14 protein-coding genes are annotated in these 17,926 nt (G+C 63.9%); 4 read left to right on the forward strand and 10 right to left on the reverse strand.

The features are described from left to right. Positions 1-157 precede the first annotated feature (157 nt). Complete coding sequence (locus Q0877_RS17110; RefSeq protein ID WP_367182167.1) at positions 158-1,843, reverse strand: DUF1461 domain-containing protein; 1,686 nt, start codon at positions 1,841-1,843, stop codon at positions 158-160. 355 nt (positions 1,844-2,198) lie between these two features. Between Q0877_RS17110 and Q0877_RS11170 the strand changes: the two genes are divergently transcribed. Next, entirely contained in the window at positions 2,199-3,506 is a 1,308-nt protein-coding gene (locus tag Q0877_RS11170) for a DUF222 domain-containing protein (RefSeq protein ID WP_299167783.1), read from the forward strand. Between the two features lie 562 nt (positions 3,507-4,068). On the opposite strand, the gene Q0877_RS11175 is transcribed toward Q0877_RS11170, so the two are convergent. Beyond that, on the reverse strand, positions 4,069-5,061 hold the full coding sequence (locus Q0877_RS11175) for a stage II sporulation protein M (RefSeq protein WP_299167785.1): 993 nt from the start codon (positions 5,059-5,061) through the stop codon (positions 4,069-4,071). Positions 5,062-5,134: 73 nt separating this feature from the next. Here Q0877_RS11175 and Q0877_RS11180 point away from each other — a divergent pair, with 73 nt between their 5' ends. Continuing rightward, the gene (locus Q0877_RS11180; RefSeq protein ID WP_299167788.1) at positions 5,135-5,938 is read left to right on the forward strand and encodes an RDD family protein; all 804 of its coding nucleotides are present in this window, start codon (positions 5,135-5,137) and stop codon (positions 5,936-5,938) included. Between the two features lie 9 nt (positions 5,939-5,947). Here the strand turns inward: Q0877_RS11180 and Q0877_RS11185 are convergent, their stop codons facing one another. The 4 genes from Q0877_RS11185 to Q0877_RS11200 all read right to left on the reverse strand — a co-directional run bounded on the left by Q0877_RS11185 (position 5,948) and on the right by Q0877_RS11200 (position 9,688). Then, positions 5,948-7,225 (reverse strand): Ig-like domain-containing protein, encoded by a 1,278-nt coding sequence (locus tag Q0877_RS11185; RefSeq protein WP_299167790.1) that lies wholly within the window; start codon positions 7,223-7,225, stop codon positions 5,948-5,950. Between the two features lie 162 nt (positions 7,226-7,387). After that, on the reverse strand, positions 7,388-8,866 hold the full coding sequence (ahcY, locus tag Q0877_RS11190; RefSeq protein ID WP_299167793.1) for an adenosylhomocysteinase: 1,479 nt from the start codon (positions 8,864-8,866) through the stop codon (positions 7,388-7,390). Further along, positions 8,863-9,126, reverse strand: a complete 264-nt coding sequence (locus tag Q0877_RS11195; protein ID WP_299167795.1) for a hypothetical protein — start codon at positions 9,124-9,126, stop codon at positions 8,863-8,865. Before Q0877_RS11195 ends, ahcY begins: the two co-directional genes overlap by 4 nt. 178 nt (positions 9,127-9,304) lie before the next feature. After that, on the reverse strand, positions 9,305-9,688 hold the full coding sequence (locus Q0877_RS11200; RefSeq protein WP_299167797.1) for a DUF3499 domain-containing protein: 384 nt from the start codon (positions 9,686-9,688) through the stop codon (positions 9,305-9,307). A 67-nt stretch (positions 9,689-9,755) separates the two neighbouring features. On the opposite strand from Q0877_RS11200, the gene Q0877_RS11205 reads away from it, so the two are divergent. Beyond that, positions 9,756-10,244 (forward strand): metallopeptidase family protein, encoded by a 489-nt coding sequence (locus tag Q0877_RS11205; protein WP_299167799.1) that lies wholly within the window; start codon positions 9,756-9,758, stop codon positions 10,242-10,244. Between the two features lie 72 nt (positions 10,245-10,316). Here the strand turns inward: Q0877_RS11205 and Q0877_RS11210 are convergent, their stop codons facing one another. The 3 genes from Q0877_RS11210 to Q0877_RS11220 are packed head-to-tail and all read right to left on the reverse strand — an operon-like array spanning position 10,317 to position 16,055. Then, positions 10,317-11,957 (reverse strand): DUF5719 family protein, encoded by a 1,641-nt coding sequence (locus Q0877_RS11210; RefSeq protein ID WP_299167800.1) that lies wholly within the window; start codon positions 11,955-11,957, stop codon positions 10,317-10,319. 1 nt (position 11,958) lies between these two features. Further along, positions 11,959-15,561 carry a glycosyltransferase gene (locus tag Q0877_RS11215; protein ID WP_367182169.1) on the reverse strand — a complete coding sequence of 1,201 codons (3,603 nt, stop codon included), beginning with the start codon at positions 15,559-15,561 and terminating at the stop codon, positions 11,959-11,961. Then, positions 15,507-16,055 carry a WhiB family transcriptional regulator gene (locus Q0877_RS11220; protein ID WP_299167801.1) on the reverse strand — a complete coding sequence of 183 codons (549 nt, stop codon included), beginning with the start codon at positions 16,053-16,055 and terminating at the stop codon, positions 15,507-15,509. The genes Q0877_RS11215 and Q0877_RS11220 overlap by 55 nt, the downstream gene beginning before the upstream one ends. 266 nt (positions 16,056-16,321) lie before the next feature. Between Q0877_RS11220 and Q0877_RS11225 the strand changes: the two genes are divergently transcribed. Beyond that, positions 16,322-17,155, forward strand: coding sequence for a TIGR03089 family protein (locus tag Q0877_RS11225; RefSeq protein WP_299167803.1), 834 nt, complete (start codon positions 16,322-16,324; stop codon positions 17,153-17,155). Here Q0877_RS11225 and Q0877_RS11230 read toward each other — a convergent pair. After that, on the reverse strand, positions 17,133-17,711 hold the full coding sequence (locus Q0877_RS11230) for a GtrA family protein (RefSeq protein WP_299167805.1): 579 nt from the start codon (positions 17,709-17,711) through the stop codon (positions 17,133-17,135). The genes Q0877_RS11225 and Q0877_RS11230 overlap by 23 nt on opposite strands. Positions 17,712-17,926: the final 215 nt, after the last annotated feature.

A 17,926-nucleotide genomic window follows, 5' to 3' on the forward strand; every position in this document is an offset into this window, starting at 1 on the left:
TGCCGTAGCTGGGTGGCACCGTCGCGCCGTGCCTGGGCCGGCGTCGTGCTCGACTGCCGTAACTGGGGGGGCACCGTCGCGCTGTGCCTGTTCCGTCATCGTGCCGCTGCTCCCCTAGCTGGGTGGCGCCGTCGCGCTGTGCCTCAGTCGTCGTGAGTTAGATTCCGCTGTTGGCGCGACGGGCTGCGTAGGCGTGTGCTGACTTTTCGCGGCGAGCTTTGGTGGGCCAGGTGAAGAAGAGGGTCAGCACAGCGCCGATCAGTACGATGGCGCCGACTGTTGCGGCGGCATCGATCCAGAACTGGGCCGGGAAGAGCCGGATGAGGGTGTCGTCGAGGCGGAAGGTCCAGGTACCGTCGGCAAAGAAAAGGGCGTGGACCTGTGTGAAGAACGTTTCCCAAGCCAGAACCCCGGCTACAGCGAGGGCTATCGCGAGTACGAGAGTGGCGACAGCGCCTGCGAACAGTGCCCGCCGAATGCCTCCCGGGTAGCGGCGTGCCAGGTAGACGCAGGCTGCGATCGCGAGGAGAGCGAGCACGGTTGCGACGACGAAACCAGTCGAGAGCACGCCCTTCACGTCAGCCATGTGGCCGACTTCGCTGTCGAGGAAGAGCTGGTCGCCGTCGGTGTTGACGAGGTCGCCCAGGAAGCGGGCCGGAGCCCAGTTGAGAATGTAATCCATGGCGTACGAGCCGTACGTCATCCGGTCCTCTGTGCTGAACCCGTAGCTGTCGGCCGGGAAGCCGGGGCGGTGGTATTCGGCCCACAGGAACAGCGGTGTGGTGACCGCCCGAACCGCTGCAGCCAGCAGGATCACAGGAAAGAACACCGCGACCAGGACCTGCAGGATGCGTGGCAACAACGGTTTGGCAGCAGCGGCCGCATCACGCTGAGTTGCGCGGCGGTTGACGTCATCTTCAGGGGGTCGGATGGTGAGTGTCGAGGTGTCCGGGCTGGCGTCGTCGTCGGCCCTTCTGTTCGATCGGGGTTGGACCGGATGCGCCGCAGTTGTGCTGCCGTGGACTGAGTCGCTGCCAGTGGAACGAGCCTGGGTTGAGCCGGTTGAGGTCGCGGTTGAGCCGGTTGGCGTCGCGGTTGAGCCGGTTGGGCTCCCTGCTGCGCCCGTTGGGGTCGCTGCGATCTGTTGGGTCGCTAGCGAAGCAGGATCGGCGGTGGTGTGATCAGCAGGCGAGTAATCTTCTCCGGCTTCTTTCGACGCGACCTGGTCACGGGTTTCGGCTGGGCTTGCGTTGCTGAATTCAGTCTTGCCGGGTCCAGGCTCGCCGGGCTCGGTCTCGCCTTGCTCGGTCTTACCTGGTCCAGGCTCGCTAGGTTCAGTCTCGCCAAACTCCGCCTTGCCGGGCTCGGTCTCGCCAAACTCAGCTTCGACGGGCTCGGTCTCGCCTTGCTCAGTCTTACCGGGCGCAGTCTCGTCAAACTCGGCCTTGTCGGGCTCGGTCTCGCCTTGCTCAGTCTTACCGGGCTCAGTCTTACCGGACTCAGTCTCGCCTTGCTCAGTCTTACCGGGCTCAGTCTTACCGGACTCAGTCTCGCCTTGCTCAATCGCAGGAAACTTGGACTCGTCAGGCTTAATCTCGGCGGATACTGTCTCTGCCGAGGTACGTGAGTCGTCGGTTCCGAGTCTCCCTGGCTCAGCCGGGGTGTCGCTGTCGTCGATCGCACTGTAGGCCGACACGTCGGGAAGGGTGCTGGCCTTCCGCATCGGGAAATTGCTTTCACGAACGCGCGTTGAGCCGCCGCCGGTCTCGTCCGAGCGCAGCGCTGCTCGACGTTCTCCGCCTGCTGGTGCACCCTGGTTTTCGTTCTCAGCTTTGTCAGCCACGACTGTCTCCTTGCATGGAATTCCTACCTACGACAGTACTCGTGACCACTGACCCGACTGCTGCGGGCCACGCCGTTATAGCTCTCCTGCCGATAACAGTTCCATCCGCTTGGCCCGTGTTCGCCGGGAGAGCAATCTCCGCGCCCCCGAGTTCGACCGGAGTGTCGTCCCCCCTCGTCCCGTGTTCGCCGTAAGTGTCGTCCCCCCTCGTCCCGTGTTCGCCGTGAGTGTCGTCCCCCCTCGCGCACGACCCAAACTGTCGATGCTTCTCCGCTCGCAGCTGTTCGCTGTGGGCATAACCGCACGGCTTAGCATCCGATGCGGTTTTGTCAGAGCCGGGTGATGGAGTTGGGTTATGAGGTTTACCGAGGGGTTCGCAGCAGGTACCGGCACTGCCGGCGCCTCCGGTGCGGGCGCTTTCTGGACAGACTCCCCCGGTCCCGCCTCTTCCTGGACAGACTCCCCCGGTGCCGGCTCTTCCCGGACAAAATCCCCCGGTTCGGGAACTTCCTGGACAGACTCCGCCGGCGCTGATTCCTCGGCAGGTACCAGCGGCGCTAATTCCTCTTGGCGGGATCCGTCGTGGACCGAAGATACGGACTGGACAAAGGTTCCCTTCAGTGGCGTATTCGCGGGTCAGGTTTGGGAAGGTACCGATGAGCCTGCCCCTGCGGGTCCCTGGGGTGTCGTTGAACTGTCCCCGACCAGTGAGCTGGAGTCACTTACTGACGCGGTCGAGACTCTGGAACGGTTGAACGAGCTTCAATGCTGGGCCGAGGCGCAGAAGGCCCGGCTCGTTGACCGCATCCGGGAGCTCTATGAACTCGAGGCCCAGCCCGCCCCCGAGCACGGAGCCAACGCAAGTGATGGAGCCTACGCAGCCGGCGGAGCCAGCGCAGATCATGGTGCAGATCACGACGATTTCGTGATGTCGCTCGTTTCCGAGGAGGTCGGCGCCCTGCTGCGGCTACCGTCGCGGGCAGCGAAAACCCTCGTCGAACAGTGCCGGGTGCTGGTCAACCACCACGAGCCGGTCATGGCCAGCATGGAATCGGGCAAACTCTCGTGGCGGCACGCGACGACGATTGTCGATGAATGTGTCGGTGTCCCGGCCAATTCTGTGGCTCAATTCGAGCAGGATCTTATCGAGACTGCCGAGCAGACCACTGTTCCGAAACTGACCCGTAAGGCTCGTGGTCTGCGAGAGATCCTCCATCCGGAAGCCGCACCGGTCCGCAAAATCCGTGCCACAGCCGAACGTCGTGTGATCCTCGAAACGGGAACGGATGGGATGGCGTGGCTGAGCGCTTACCTTCCGGCTGAACAGGCGTGCGGAATCTACAACCGGCTCGACGCTGGAGCCCGCGGACTCCAGACGCCAGAGGAGCCACGAACCCTCACCCAACTTCGTGCAGATGTCTTCACCGACCTGCTCACTCACACCTGTGCCGGGAACATCGACACCGGCACCGGGTTCAGGGGCATCGGAGCGACCGTCCACATCACCGTCCCGTGCTCACTCTCCTCGACCAGCTACCAAGTGCTGATTGTGAAGATCGATCCGACTTCGGTGCTGACGCTCACTCAGGCGGTAGCAGGCCTGGCGGTGAATTCCGCAGCCGCCGCGGGCCAAGCACTGGCGATCCGGCTGGCGGAACCTTGAAGCAGGGCGATTACGCAGTCCTCGAAGGCTACGGACCGATCGACCCGGAAACAGCAGCGCGATTGGCGGGACACGCGCCATCCTTCACCCGAATCCTTATCCATCCGGAGGAGGGCACTGCACTTTCCATCGGCCGAACCACCTATCGGCCCCCGAAACATCTTCAGGACTGGGTCCGGGTCCGGGATAAAACCTGCAGGCATCCCGGCTGCAATCGAGCCGCGATGGCAACTAAGATCGACCACACGATCCCATGGCATCAGGGCGGATGTACTAACCACGACAATCTTTGTTGCCTATGTAAACTACACCACCTGCTCAAAACCCAAGGGCACTGGGATTACATGCAACCAGAACCCGGAACCATCAAGGCCATCTCACCAGCCGGAAAGACCTACACCACCAGGCCACCACCCTTCTAGGTACCCGATGGGGGTTCGGGGAACCGGATTTGTGAGCGAAAACGGAATGGGTGATGCGCGCACCCAGAGGTGCGGGGACGGAACCTGTGAACGAAGGAACCGAATGATTGGTGCGCGCACTGACGCCGTCAAGACAGAACTCACGCCGTCAACACAGAAGCACCACGATCATCATCAGCAAGATCACCGGTATAACCAGCCCGAACTGCACGCCTTCCCAGCACGAGCGTGTACACCCAGTACAACGCGAACACCAGGAAACCGATGCCGATCCGCAACCACACCGGCAGCGGACTCGGCGTCACAAAGCCCTCCACAAGCCCCGACACGAACAGCACCAGGACCAACCCGAGCGCAACGGTGATCAGCGACCTGCCCTCCTCGGCAAGCGCCTGCGAACGCGTCCGTGCCCCGGGAGAAACCCACGCCCAAAAAATCCGCAATCCAGCCGCCGTCGCAATGAAAATCGCTGTCAACTCCATGAAACCGTGCGGAAGGATGTACGTGAAGAAAACGTCGAGCTTGTCGTAGGACGCCATCATGCCCCCGGCAATCCCAACACCCTGGGCGTTCTGATACAGAATGAACGGTCCCCAAATACCGGTGATCCCGAAGGCAACAGCCTGAACAGCAATCCACGCATTGTTGGTCCACACCAGCCCGGCAAAGGACGCCGCCGGATTCTCGGAGTAGTAGTCGACAAAGTCCTCTTCGACGTATCGCCGAATCTCCTCGTCACTGCCAAGGGCAGCAATCACCCCCGGGTTATTCACAACCCACGCCCCGTACAGCCACGCGACACCGACAAACACGACCCCGACCACCACAGTCAGCCAACGGATCCGGTAGAAAGCAGCCGGCAACGAGATCACGAAGAACCGCGCAATGTCCTCAAGCACATTCGACCGCGCACCGGTGAATTTGGTCCGAGCCCGTGACAGCCGCATCGACAACTCGTTGGACAGCGCACTCTCCGGCGCGACAGACCGAATCATCGACAGATGAGTCGACGTCCGCTGATACAGATTAAGCAGCTCGTCCGCCTCACGCCCGCGCAACCGCCGCTGCCGCGTCAGCGAATCCAGCCGGTTCCAGTCTGCCCGGTTAACTTCCTCGAATGCGTCCAGATCCACCCGCTCAGCTTAGCCGCCGAAACCCATGGGCTTGCGGCGGCTAAGCTGATTCCATCCAAGGGGAGGACACCTAATGAGCTCGATCATCACAGGCGAAGCAGTCGTTCTTGAACTTCGCCCGGCATCCTTCGGCGCACGCGCCGTGAGCCTAATGATTGACGTGCTCGCACAGATCCTGCTGATCATCGGTGTCATCGTCGCCGTCGGCAACACAATCGGAGGGTCCTTCGACCCGGCACTCACCCAGGCACTCGTTCTGGTGCTCGTGGTGCTCGTCCTCGTGGTCATCCCGGTAACGGTCGAGACAGTCACCCGAGGCAAATCACTGGGCCGGCTGGCCATGGGACTGCGCATAGTGCGCGACGACGGCGGTTCCATCCGCTTCCGGCACGCCTTCATCCGCGGAATGCTCGCCGTCCTGGAGATCTACCTCCTCGTCGGTTCGCTCGCTTTCCTCGTCGCGGTCTTCAACGAGCGTTCGAAACGGCTGGGCGATCTCCTCGCAGGCACGTATTCCATGCACGAGCGCGTCGTGGTGAAGACACGCACGAGAGCCGTGCTTCCGCCGTCGTTACAGGACTGGATCAGAACCGCCGACGTCGCACAGTTGCCTGACGCACTCACCCGCCGGATCTCGCAGTTCATCGGACAGGCAAGCCGCCTGACACCTTCCGCACGTGCCGGCCTCGCCGTCGACCTGGCAACCGAAGCATCAGCATTTGTGTTCCCGACTCCGCCGGCCGGAACGCTACCGGAAGACTTCCTGAACGCCATCGTCTCCGAACGACGCGACCGCGACTACGCCCGACTCATGAAACAGCGTGAACGCACCTCGCGCACCGCGGAGCAGCTGCACAAACTGCCGTTCAGCTCCTAGGCACGAACGCTAGGCCTGCTGGGACGTCCATTCGGACCAGGGCAGGTTCCAGTCCCCAAAGCCGTCCCAAACCTGCACCGGACCGGTATCCGTGTTGCGGATCTCGAGCATGTCGCCGGGCCCGAACATGTCGTAGAAGTACTTGGCACCCTCAGGGCTCATGCCCACACAACCGTGCGACACATTGGCCACACCGAGGATCGACTGCGCTGCCGGAAGCGCCTCATGAACAAAGGCACCGCCGTTGGAAATCCGGCTCGCATAGTTCACTTCAGTGGGCTCGTAGTAGGCAGGATCGCCCGGCTTCAGCCCAATGGACTCGGCCGTGAACTTGGTACGCTCGTACTGCTCCATCACGGTGTACAGGCCGAAGAAGGAAGGCCATTCCTCGGTGCCAAGAGTTACCGGGAAGGTCCGCTCAAGCTTGCCATCAATGAAGACCTGCATCTGCTTGGTGGCATTGTCCACCACAGCCAGGCGGTCGTTGTGGGTCTTGAACGACCAGGTGTCGTTGAAGTTGCCGATCATGCCGTTACCCAGATCAACACCGAACAACTGCACGTCAACGGTGATGGTGCTGTGCGGCTCCCAGTACTCCTGCGCCCGGTAGCGAACCTCGGTGTCGTTCAGCCAGTAGAACGCACCCTGCTGCCCGGACGTGCTGGTGATCGTGATGGCCTTCTCGACCGCGTCCTTATTGATCACCGGCTCGCTGAACGTAATCTCAATCGTCTGACCGGTCCCAACTGTCGAACCGGGCGCCGGATACATCCAGGCGTTCGCCTCATTCTCGGGCTGCACCGTGGTGAAGGTCTGCTGCTGCCGGTGCTCACCACCAGCCGTGTCCACCAGCATGAACTCGAACGCGTACTCCGTGCCGAACACAAGCGGGCCGTCAGCCTTCCAGGATGATCCGTCCTCCGAGAAGGTTCCCGCAACCGGCTCGCCGCCGTCCGCAGGCGCCAGCGAAACATCCTCGATGGTCGCCTGTTCCGCACGAATCTCGGGCAACGTCGCCGGATTCACTTCCACAGCGCCATCGGTGGGCGTGATACCGAAAGTGAACTCCTCAGCTTCAGGCGCCTCCGATTCCGCTGCTTCCGGCTCCTCCGAAGAAGAAGCGGACGACGACGGTGCTGCCGCCGGCTCATCGCCGAAGTTGGCCCAGCTCGGCGCAGTAAGAGCGCCAACGGCACCGCCACCGATGACCAGTACTCCAGCGGCAACAAGCGCACCGATCTTCCAGCCTCGTCGCCTCGGCTGATCCCCATCGGAGAAGTTCGACATGCTCCATACCCTGCCTGCTAGTTGCTGTCCAGTTGCAATTTTACGCGCGCGTGCTCAGCCGTCCTGATCGAACACACTTCAGTCCGGTCACGATTTCAGCCGCACCTGTAGCGCTATTGACGAGTGACAGGAAGAAGTCCCACCCGCCGAAACGAGCTGTGCTCAGTAGCGGTAGTGGTCCGGCTTGAACGGGCCGGCAACGTCAACGTCGAGGTATTCGGCCTGGCTCTTCGAGAGCTCAGTCAGCTCGACGCCCAGCGCATCGAGGTGAAGCCGCGCGACCTTCTCGTCAAGGATCTTGGGCAGCACATACACCTGCTTGTCATACTCGGGCATTCCGTCTTCCCGGCTCTGTCCGTGCTTGGTGAACAGCTCGATCTGCGCGATGGTCTGGTTCGCAAACGAGTTGCTCATGACGAATGACGGATGGCCTGTGGCATTGCCAAGGTTCAACAGGCGACCCTCCGACAGCATGATGATGCTGCGCTGCCGGTCTGTTCCCTGATCGAAGACCCACTCGTGCACCTGCGGCTTGATTTCGACCTTGGCGACACCGGGCACGCGAGCCAGACCCGCGATGTCGATCTCGTTATCGAAGTGACCGATGTTGCCGACAATGGCCTGGTGCTTCATCCCCTGCATGTGGTGCGCCATGATGACGTCCTTGTTGCCAGTGGTGGTGATGAAGATGTCACCCTGCGCGAGCACCGACTCAAGCTTTGCCACCTGGTAACCGTCCATGACGGCCTGCAGCGCACAGATCGGATCGATTTCAGTCACGATCACACGTGCACCCTGGCCACGAAGCGCCTCAGCAGCACCCTTGCCGACGTCGCCATAGCCACAGACGACGGCGACCTTCCCGCCAATGAGCACATCGGTTGCACGGTTCAGTCCGTCCGGCAGCGAGTGGCGGATTCCGTACTTGTTGTCGAACTTGGACTTGGTCACCGAGTCATTGACGTTGATGGCCGGGAACAGGAGCTTGCCCTGCTCAGCCAGCTGGTACAGACGGTGAACACCGGTGGTGGTTTCCTCCGTGACACCCTGGATTGACGCCCCGATGCGCGTCCAGCGCTGGGGATCTTCGGCCAGGGAAGCACGCAGAACATCGAGGAAGACGATGTACTCGTGCGAGTAGTCGACATCATCTTCCTTGGGCGCAGCAGGCACCGCTCCGGCGGCTTCAAACTCCACACCCTTGTGCACGAGCATGGTGGCGTCGCCGCCGTCGTCGAGAATCATGTTGGGCTGGCTGTCCGGCCACTGCAGGATCTGCGTGGTTGCCCACCAGTACTCCTCCAGCGACTCGTTCTTCCAGGCGAAGACCGGCACGCCGGCCGGCTCCTCAACCGTTCCACGCCCGACGACGATGGCCGCCGCCGCTTCATCCTGCGTCGAGAAGATGTTGCAGGACGCCCACCGGACTTCGGCACCGAGTGCGGTGAGGGTCTCGATCAGAACCGCAGTCTGGACCGTCATGTGCAGTGAGCCGGCAATACGGGCTCCTTTGAGCGGCTGACTCTCGCCGAACTCGCGCCGCAGGGCCATGAGCCCGGGCATCTCGTGCTCAGCAAGCCGGATCTGGTGACGGCCGGCCTCGGCCAGGGAGAGGTCGGCTACCTTGAAGTCGAACGTCATAGTGATGGAGATTCCTCTGCGGTGGAAGCGGCGGCTGTGGGAGCGGGAGCACTGGAAGCGGTGGTGGGAGCTGTGGAAGCGGAAGTGGTGGCTGTTGAGGCCGGCGTCGGAGCGGCGGGAATGTTCTCCGCGGTCCTGAGTTCGGGACGGAGCAGCACAGGGATGGATTCATCAATCGGATACTCCACGAACCTGCCCGTTTCGTCGGGAGCGGATGAGCGAAGCACCTCGCCCTCCTGCACCAGCGCGGATCCCGTCACGGGGCACCGAAGGATGGCCAACAGATCAGTTGAGATATGGGGCAACGGGACGCAGCCTTTCGAGGATTCCGAATGCAGAGTGCGTGCCAACTGCAACAGTTGAAACACGTGATGCGGTACCAAAAGGGTATCGCGCAGCGTATCCGGACCGAGAATCCGTGTGGATGAAGGATCAGACCTACTGGTCCCGCAACACCCTCAGATGTCCGCGACGGGCCCCTGACTCTCCGGGCGGCGGCGTCAGCGGCGATTTCGAACCGTGTGGAGCGGCTGGTTCCGGAGCACTGCGGTCGGCCGCTGCTTCACGTACAGCGTTAACCAGAGCCACCAGGTCATCCGCGCTGGGTTCCGGCGGCCCCGATGGAAGCGCAAGCCGAAGCACTTCCCACCCGCGGGGGACGGTAAGGTTTTCGGCGTGGGGTGCGCACAGGTCGTACGAGTGCGGCTCTGCGTAGGTAGCCAGAGGGCCAAGCACGGCAGTGGAATCGGCGTACACATAAGTAAGCGTTGCTACAGCAGCACGCTGGCACGCTGAACGCGAACATTGCCGGATCGATCCCACGACTGATCAGCCTACCGTGTCCTGCACAGGTGATGCAGCCGAAACCGGTTCGGACTAGAGTTTCAGCATGCGGGATAGCTCTCTTTCCATTCGCCTGGCAGTACCGGACGAGCCGGCCGGCCGGCAGTCCCGCTACGCCAGCCGACGGCGCGACCGCCACGGCAGGGGCCTGCGCGGCGACCTCATCCCGTCACACCTTCCCGGTTCCCGCACCCGCGCCGAACGCTTCGAAGACTGGGTCATGGAATCCGCACAACGCCTTGAGCGTCTGTGGGGCGACAAGATCCAGGACGTCCAGATCATCGTCCTGGAGATCCCCGACGGTCTCGAACAACGGGCACCCGAAACCGTCCGCGGACTGCTGGGCTCGTCCACGCCCGCGGCCGGTAAGCAGCCCGCCACCATCACCCTGTACCGGCACCCCGTCGAGATGACCGCAAGGGGTTACGTGCCCGCCAACGAACTGGTTCACGACGTGGTGGTCGAGCAAATGGCAGAACTGCTGGGGATGGCACCGGAAGCGGTGGACCCGGCGTACGGGCGGTCGCGCGCCTGACGCAGCAGACGCCCTTTTCGCCCACTCGATGGCAAGAAGATGGCAAGGAAACGGCAGGAAAGCCCAGACCCGCTAGAACCCGAGGTTCACCGCAACACTCTGTTGACCGGCACTGCCCGCCGGGATGGGAGCGACCGAGATTCCGGGAGTATCGCCGTCGAGCGTTGTTACCTGCACACCATACGTAGGGTCGCCCGAAACGCCGATCAGCGCCGCAACCGTTCCCTTGCCGAGGTCGGCAGCGGGCACAGTAACGGTGGTGCCGCCGGCGACGTCGAACACTTGCTCTTCGCCCAGCGTGCCCTCCGCGGTGACCGGCGTGAGGCGAACCTCAGCCCTGCCCGTGGGTGCGCTGAAAACATACGCCGCATCCGCTCCGGCCGGCAGAACCGAAATGTGCTGGTTCCCAAGCCGCACCGCCGACGGCACGTGAGCCAGATCGAGCGGTTCCTCCGGCTCGGAACCGCGGGTTACCCGGGCTGAGGCTGATATCAGCACATCGGAGCTGATGACAGCGGAGTAATTCCCCTCGGGCAGCGAATCCAGCGGAATCGCAGTCACCGAACCGGCAGCCGCAGTGACGACTCCCCCATCGGGCAGCTCTACCTCACCGTTGGGACCGAACACCCGCACGTCCAGCACAGCATCCGTTCCACCCGGCACGGCAACCTGCAGTGACGGCACGGCACCCGCATAACCCTCCTGCGCCACGATCGGGTCCACCACGTCCGGCGCCTGGACCTGAATGCCTGGAACCACCTGCGACGAAGCACTCGGAGCTGAGGCTTGAATCAGATCGACGCCGCCCGGAGTCAGGCCACGCAGCACGCTCTGCTGAATGAACCCGCTGACCCGGCCGCCGTCACTGCGCACACGGATGGCAACGTTTTCCTCATTCGCGGCCAATCCGGCAACCACAATCGACTCGGATTTGCCCGGAGCGATGAGAATCCCCTCGCCGCCCGGTGCCTCAACAGGCCCCGCCGACCCGTACAGGTCCAAATCCACCGTCGCCGGCGACTGTGACGGGTTATGCAGGTTCAGCACCGCCGCCGCACCCACGGTGGTGACGGCCCCGACAAGCCAGAAATCGTTCGACGGCACCTGGCAGACCGCTGTTGCCAGTCCCGCAAGGTCCCCGTCCGTCGCTGTGTAGGTGAACCCTGCGCCGGCTGTTGCCCGCTGCTCGCCAAGCGCCTGCGCCTGCAGGACCGCCGCACTCTCGACCGCCTCGCCTGATGCCACACCTGCGACACGGTTGGTAAGGCCGTCCTCATTGCTGACCTGCGGAGTATCCTGTTCGGATTCGGGCACCTGCTCAGCGATGACCGCGAGCGGGTCCCCTCCGTCCAGCGGCGTGATCGCCGAACCGGGAACGGTACCGCCCAGGTCGCTGAGCGTTATGGCACTGACGCGGTTGCGAGCGGTCTTGGACACCGGGCTGAACTCCGGATCAGCGCCGTCAACCGCACCCTCAAGCAACGCCAGGGGCTTCGGACACACCGCCGAGTACTCCCCCGCCGGCACCGCTGCCGTCGGCACCGGAAACACTTCGGCCGCACCGTCGATATTCTGCACAATACTCGCCCCGGCCAGGGCGCCCGTTGCGGACACCAGTACGACGCCGGCCGCAATGCCTGCAGCACCGCGCACCCAGGTGCCCCTCCGCTTGGCGGGCACGGCCGTCTCACGGACCTTCTTCGTGGCGCTCATCTCAGTTGCCGGCCCTTCCGCTGCTCATGGCCGATTCGCGAACCGGATCGTCGGGATGCGGGTGCTCGGGATGCGTGTGCTCGGCGCCCGAGCCCGCTTCGGTTCCAGCACCCGCACCAGCACCGGCAACACCGGCAGCGCCAGCACCATCACCACCAGCCCGCGAGTACGGCACCTCGGCTACGGCTGCACGGCGTCCGGCTGATACGGGTTGCACGGCTGACCGGCTCCGGCCCTGCGGAACGTGCACAAAGCGGGGCCGCGCGGGGATCGGCACAGCGAGCAGGAGGGTCAGGCCGAACACAATCGCCTGGGCAATACCGGACCACGGTTCCCACGCAGTCACGTACCGAACCTCGAGGCTGCCTCCGGCAGCTGGCAACGCGTAGGCCTGGTACCAGTCGGTCGACGCCGGCTCAAGCCGCTGCCCGTTGAGTGTTGCTTCCCAGCCGGGCTCGGACCGCTCGGCCAACACGAGTGTCCTGCCCTCGGGACCCGCCGGTACCTCGGCCGAAGCCGTAGTGGCACCGGAATCGAGCACGCTCAACGTCGCGCCAGACTCGTCAACAATGCGCAGCCGGCCGACCTGCGCCTCGGCTGCCGAATTACCTGATGCGGCCATTTCAACCCGCCACAACCAGCCGGAGTCCGTGTTACCCACCGATACCAGACCCGGAACCGAATCGATCTGGCTGGCAAGCACCTCAGCCGCCGAATCCGACTCCTGCAGCACAACGAAACCGATCCCAAGCCGCTGGAGTTCCTCGCGAGGATCCACACCGGTGCCGGCCACCAGGGTGGCGACCGTCCGACGAACGTCTGCCATGGCGTCGTCGTCCTCCCGCAACCGGGCGTCCAGGAGCGAACCCTGAAGCTGGCGTGCGGAATAGATCTGGGAGAGTGCATCGAGGGTGGTGCCGCTGCCGCGCATGAGTGCGGCACTGACGTTACTGTCGCCGTCGACATTCATCACCAGCGTGGTGCTGCGCTGTCCACCTGCCCCGCGGTCCGAGGCAGTAGCCGGAAGCGTACGTGCGGCGCTCGGAATCACGGCGGACTCCGTTCCGAAACTCGTGGCCTCAACCGCGGTGGCCGGGGCACGCAGCTGGGGAACCAGCCAGACGGTGAGGCTCGTCGCCGGCCCCAGCGCCAGAACCAGCGCCGCAGCAGTCAGCCATGCCCGCGCACCGCGGACCGACCGGCCGGTGCGCCCGGACCGGCCGGCCCGAAGCCGCTGCAACAGCCACTCACCGCCGAGCAGCGCCGCCGCCAGCAGGGCCAGCGAAAGCACAGAAGCCCAAGGACCAGTGAACGGGGTGACCAGAGACGATGACCCGACCGCCGTCACAATCAGCGAACTGCCTACACTGCCGAGCAGTGCCAGCAAGGCCAGTGCCCACAGCACCCGCGCAGCCGCCCGCCCCTTACCGGGCAGGAACAGCGCCGCAGCAGCAAGCAACAGAACCGGCAACCCCACCAGCAGCGAAACGACAAGCGGCCAAGGCCCCTCGGAGAGCCCCGGGAATGCAGCAAGGCGGCCGAACGACGGGAACGACACCGGGTAACCCAGCAGCTGCTGCCACAACGCCGCGGCGTCGAACGGCAGTGGAATACCAGGGTCCCCGAGGATCGCCCTCGGACGGTCAAGAGTGGACGCCGCAAACGGGATGAACAGCGCCAGCGGCGGCAGGAGCGCCCACCAGATCGTCTTGGCACGGCGTCGTGCAACCAGCATGATCACCACAATGGCGAGCACAAAGAAAGGAAGCAGCGACGGCGCTGAGGCCGTAACGACGGCGAGCAGCAAACCGGCAGCAGCCGCTGCCGTCCAGCTCGGAACACCGTTGATGCCCGGCTTGAGCATCAGCTGGAGCGAGCGCTGACGCGTTGAGGAGTCAACGGCGTCGTTGGTTTGCGCGCCGGGCCGCCCGGGAGCCTGCCCGACAGCACGGATGAGAGCCAGCGCCACCAGCGGCAACAGTATGTGCACCAGCAGCGCGCCAAGCCGTCCGCTACCGGTCGCCACCTGCAGCACCGGCAGCGATCCCCAGAAGAACGCAGCCCACAGCCGCAGCGAGCGGCTGCGTACAAACGCACCCGATCCGAACCATCCTGTAAGCCCCGCCAGCGGAGCAGCAAGAAGCACCAGAACGACGACGGCCACGTTGCCGTTGCCGAAGCCCAGTACAGACAGCAGCCACAGTACGTAGCTGAACGGATCGCCATGACCGGCGACTCCGGCGCCAAGGTCGATCCACCAGCGCGAGGCGTTGGTCCAGATCTCAGCGAGGTCGGATGAGAGCGGAAGGAGAGAGCCGCCGGCCAGCGCTGGCGCACCGATGAACCGGCGCAGCGCCACCAGTGAGATACCGAGCAGGACTACTACAGCAGCTATTGCGCCCCAACCCGCCCATATGCGGGAGGGGCCTTCGAGTGCCGCAAAGTCATCATTCGCATCTCCGGAAGGCACTTCGGCTGCCGTGCTCTGCGCGAAGGACTCATCCTCGACTCCCCGCGCGGAGAACGCCTCCACCACTGACTTCCGGTGTGACCAGACGTCCCTGCGCTCAGTACGCAGGGCCCGCACCACCGAGCGGGGCAGCCGCTTGGTCCGGGCGGCAGAACGCCGCGACCGGTACAGATCGAACGGCTTCAGCACCGCCGCGATACTCGCAAGGAGCTGGCCGACTCCGTACCCGGGGTCCTTGGCAAGCAAGCCCAGGACAAGGCGGGCAAACCCGCCCAGAACGGCTCCGACCGCGAGGAACGGCACCTTCCAGAGCGTTGCATGCTTGAGGCGCAGATACACTTCAGCGCGGCGGGCAGCACCGAGGGTGGCTGCATGGTTGTCCCGCGACCCGGCGTGCCGCATGACGGCACCCGGTGCAACCACCACACGATGGCCCGCAAGGCGGTTGCGCCAGCAGAAGTCGACGTCGTCGCCCGTGCCCGGGAGCGCCGGGTCGAAACCGTCCAGCTTGTCCCAGACGTCACGGCGGATCAGCATGCCTGCCGAGTTGACCGCGAACATGTCGCTGCGGACGTCGTACTGGCCCTGGTCCAGCTCGTCGACGTCGATCAGGGTGAGCCGCTCTGCCCACCGGCTGATGGACAGTCCCACATCCACCAGCTTGCGCCGGTGTTCCCACTCCACCTGCTTGGCGCCGGCAACGGTGACCGACGGTGCGAGTTCGACGGCGCGGAGGAGTTCCTCAAGTGCGGTCGGTTCGGGAGCGGAATCGTCATGCAGGAGCCAGATCCAGTCGTGGATCCCGCTGTCGGGTTCCGACCGGCGGCCGGCCGGAATCTCGGCTAGTCCGGTTCGGACGGCTGCGCCGAATCCGCCGCGACCGGTTGCGCCGACAACGGGCGAACCCACCGGAAGTTGCAGTTGCAGAAGAGACGCCGATTCATCTGTTGAACCGGCGTCGACTCCTACCTGGAAGTCCGGGGGGCGGGTCTGCTGACCGAGTGCCTTGAGTGTGTTCGGGAGATACTCGGCGCCGTTGTGAGCTACTACAACTGCTGTGACCCTTTGTTGCGGATGAATCAGACCGCTCGCTTTCGCAACCGGCGGCGCTCGCGCTCGGACAGACCGCCCCAGATACCAAACCGCTCATCGTTCTCCAGCGCGTACTCCAGGCACTGGGCCTTGACGTTGCAGGAGCCGCAGACCTTCTTTGCGTCCCGCGTGGAGCCGCCCTTCTCAGGGAAGAACGCCTCCGGATCCGTCTGTGCGCACAGTGCGTCCGCCTGCCAGCCCAGCTCGCCTTCGTCGTCGAAGTCGGAACCGATGCCCGGAAGACCAATCCAGACCGCCTGCTCAACGCGCTCCGGCACAGCCTGACGGCGAGGAGCTGCCTTGGGCTCGGCATCAAGGAAATTCTCGACGCCGGCGCCCTCGCTCAGTGCCTCATGCGCCGCAAGGAAGGCGGTCGCCTCGTTCTCAAGCGACTGGGTCTGCTGCCTATACCGCTCAGCAGCGTCCGGATCTGCCGGATCGACAAACCAGTCCTGTGGAACGCCGCGCGATCCGTAGCGCGCAGACGCCTGGGCCGCGATGGACGTGCGGTCCTGAATGTGCTCTGCTTGCCCCATACCAGCCTCCCGGTGTTGCAGCTTCGGCCAGAAACTAATGTGGGAGACGTGCCTCCAGCAAGTCGCTGAGAAACCCCGAAATCCCGTCCGCCGAAGCAAATCCGATGACCTAATTACACGCGTGTAAGTAGCATCGAGTCAAGCGGCGAAGGGAATCTTATAGAGTGCCCTTGAAGGATCGCGGGCACGCCACGCGCAGCGCACCTCACAATTGTGCAACTGAACCCGCAGGTCAACACGCATACCACCCGAAAGGCGGGCCCCCGGTGGCTCCAGTCCAAAGCGTTTCAGAATTACTTGAGTCCTTCCGATCAGCGTCCGGCGCTCCCCGGCTCATTTGGTACGGACCCGGCCATGAACGCGTGGAACTCTCCGGCAGGGTCCTCGAAAACTGGGTGGCAAAGACGTCGAACATGCTCATCGAGGAGCTGGATGCGACCGCCGGCAGCACCATCGCCGTCGATATGCCGCCACACTGGAAATCTTTCGTCTGGGCTCTGGCGAGCTGGCAGGTGGGCGCAGTGACAGTGCTCGACGGCGATGCAGCGGTAGACGTTCGGCTCACCATGGAAGCCGCACCGGAAACACCGCCCGCGGGCAATGAGAATGAGCTGCTGGTGCTCGTAGCCCCCGGCGCCCTCGACATGCGCTGGGCCGGCACCCTCCCCGACGGGGCGGTCGACTATGCGGCAACGGTCCGCGCGTTCGGTGACGTCTATCTGGAGGATCCGGCAGACAGCAAAGCCGAGCTCATGCGTGCCGGCGACACGAGCTACACCTTCAGCGGAGTGATGAATTCGGCCTACATGCGTCAGGCGGACATGGGTCAGGCCGACATGGGTTCGGCCGCCATGAATCAGGCCGACAGGAGCCAAGCCGACATGGGTCAACCCGACAGGAGCCAGCCCGACAGGAGCCAGGCCAACGAATCAAACCCGGGCATCTGGCTGGTACCGGCATCGCTGCCGTTGTTGACCAGCCTGCCGGCCGCTGTTCGGATCTGGGCCGGCGGCGGAACCGTAGTGCTGGTGCACCCCGCAGTCGAGGTAACCGACCGGCTCCTGCAGGGCGAACGCGTTACTGCTCGGTTGACTGCCTAGCTGCTGGCTCCGCGGTTGCCTGTCGGGCAGCAGGCTCGGCGGGGCCGGCAGGTGCAGTTGCGCGCGGGTGGGGATGGATGAGTTCGTGGTCGTGTGCGAAGGCGGGTTCGGCGTCGAGCTCTTCATTGAAGACCCAGAACCGGTAGGCAACGAAGCGAACGGCTGTTGCCAGCACAGTGCCGACGATTCCGGCAACGAACAGACCGGTACGGTCGGAGATGTCGAGCGGATACTTGGCGAGCCACACAAAGCCGGCCGCGATGCCCAGCCCGATCGCATTGATCAGAAGGAACATCATGAGTTCCCGAAGGACATTCGACTGCCTGCGGTGGCGGAAGGTCCAGTAGCGGTTGGCGATCCACGCAAAGACCGTGGCGATGGAAGCCGAGAGCACCTGGGCCTTGACCTCGCTGTTCTCCATAGGGCCGTGAATCAGCACCCAGAACAGACCCTTGTCGATGACAAACGCCACACCGCCCACTGCACCGAACTTCGCCAGTTCCCTCCAGAAGAGAGACGCGAGAGCCCGGATCCGGTCGGCAATTGTGGTGATCATGACCCTCCGGTCTCTGGGACGATTCGCCGTAGCAGACTGCGCCGAAGCGAAGTTTTGGCGGGATGCTGCAGGCGCGGCACCCCGCCAACAGCGTAAGGACATTCTGCAGAACCCTACGCCTGCGTGGCGGACAAACTGAAAATCAGCAGCTCAGTTCAACAAGACAACCGAACATCCATTTTACCGAGCCAGTTTGAGTCTTTCCTAGGAAACTA

Origin of the sequence: uncultured Arthrobacter sp. (genome assembly GCF_947495145.1) — a bacterium.
In the GTDB taxonomy this organism is placed as follows: domain Bacteria; phylum Actinomycetota; class Actinomycetes; order Actinomycetales; family Micrococcaceae; genus Arthrobacter_D.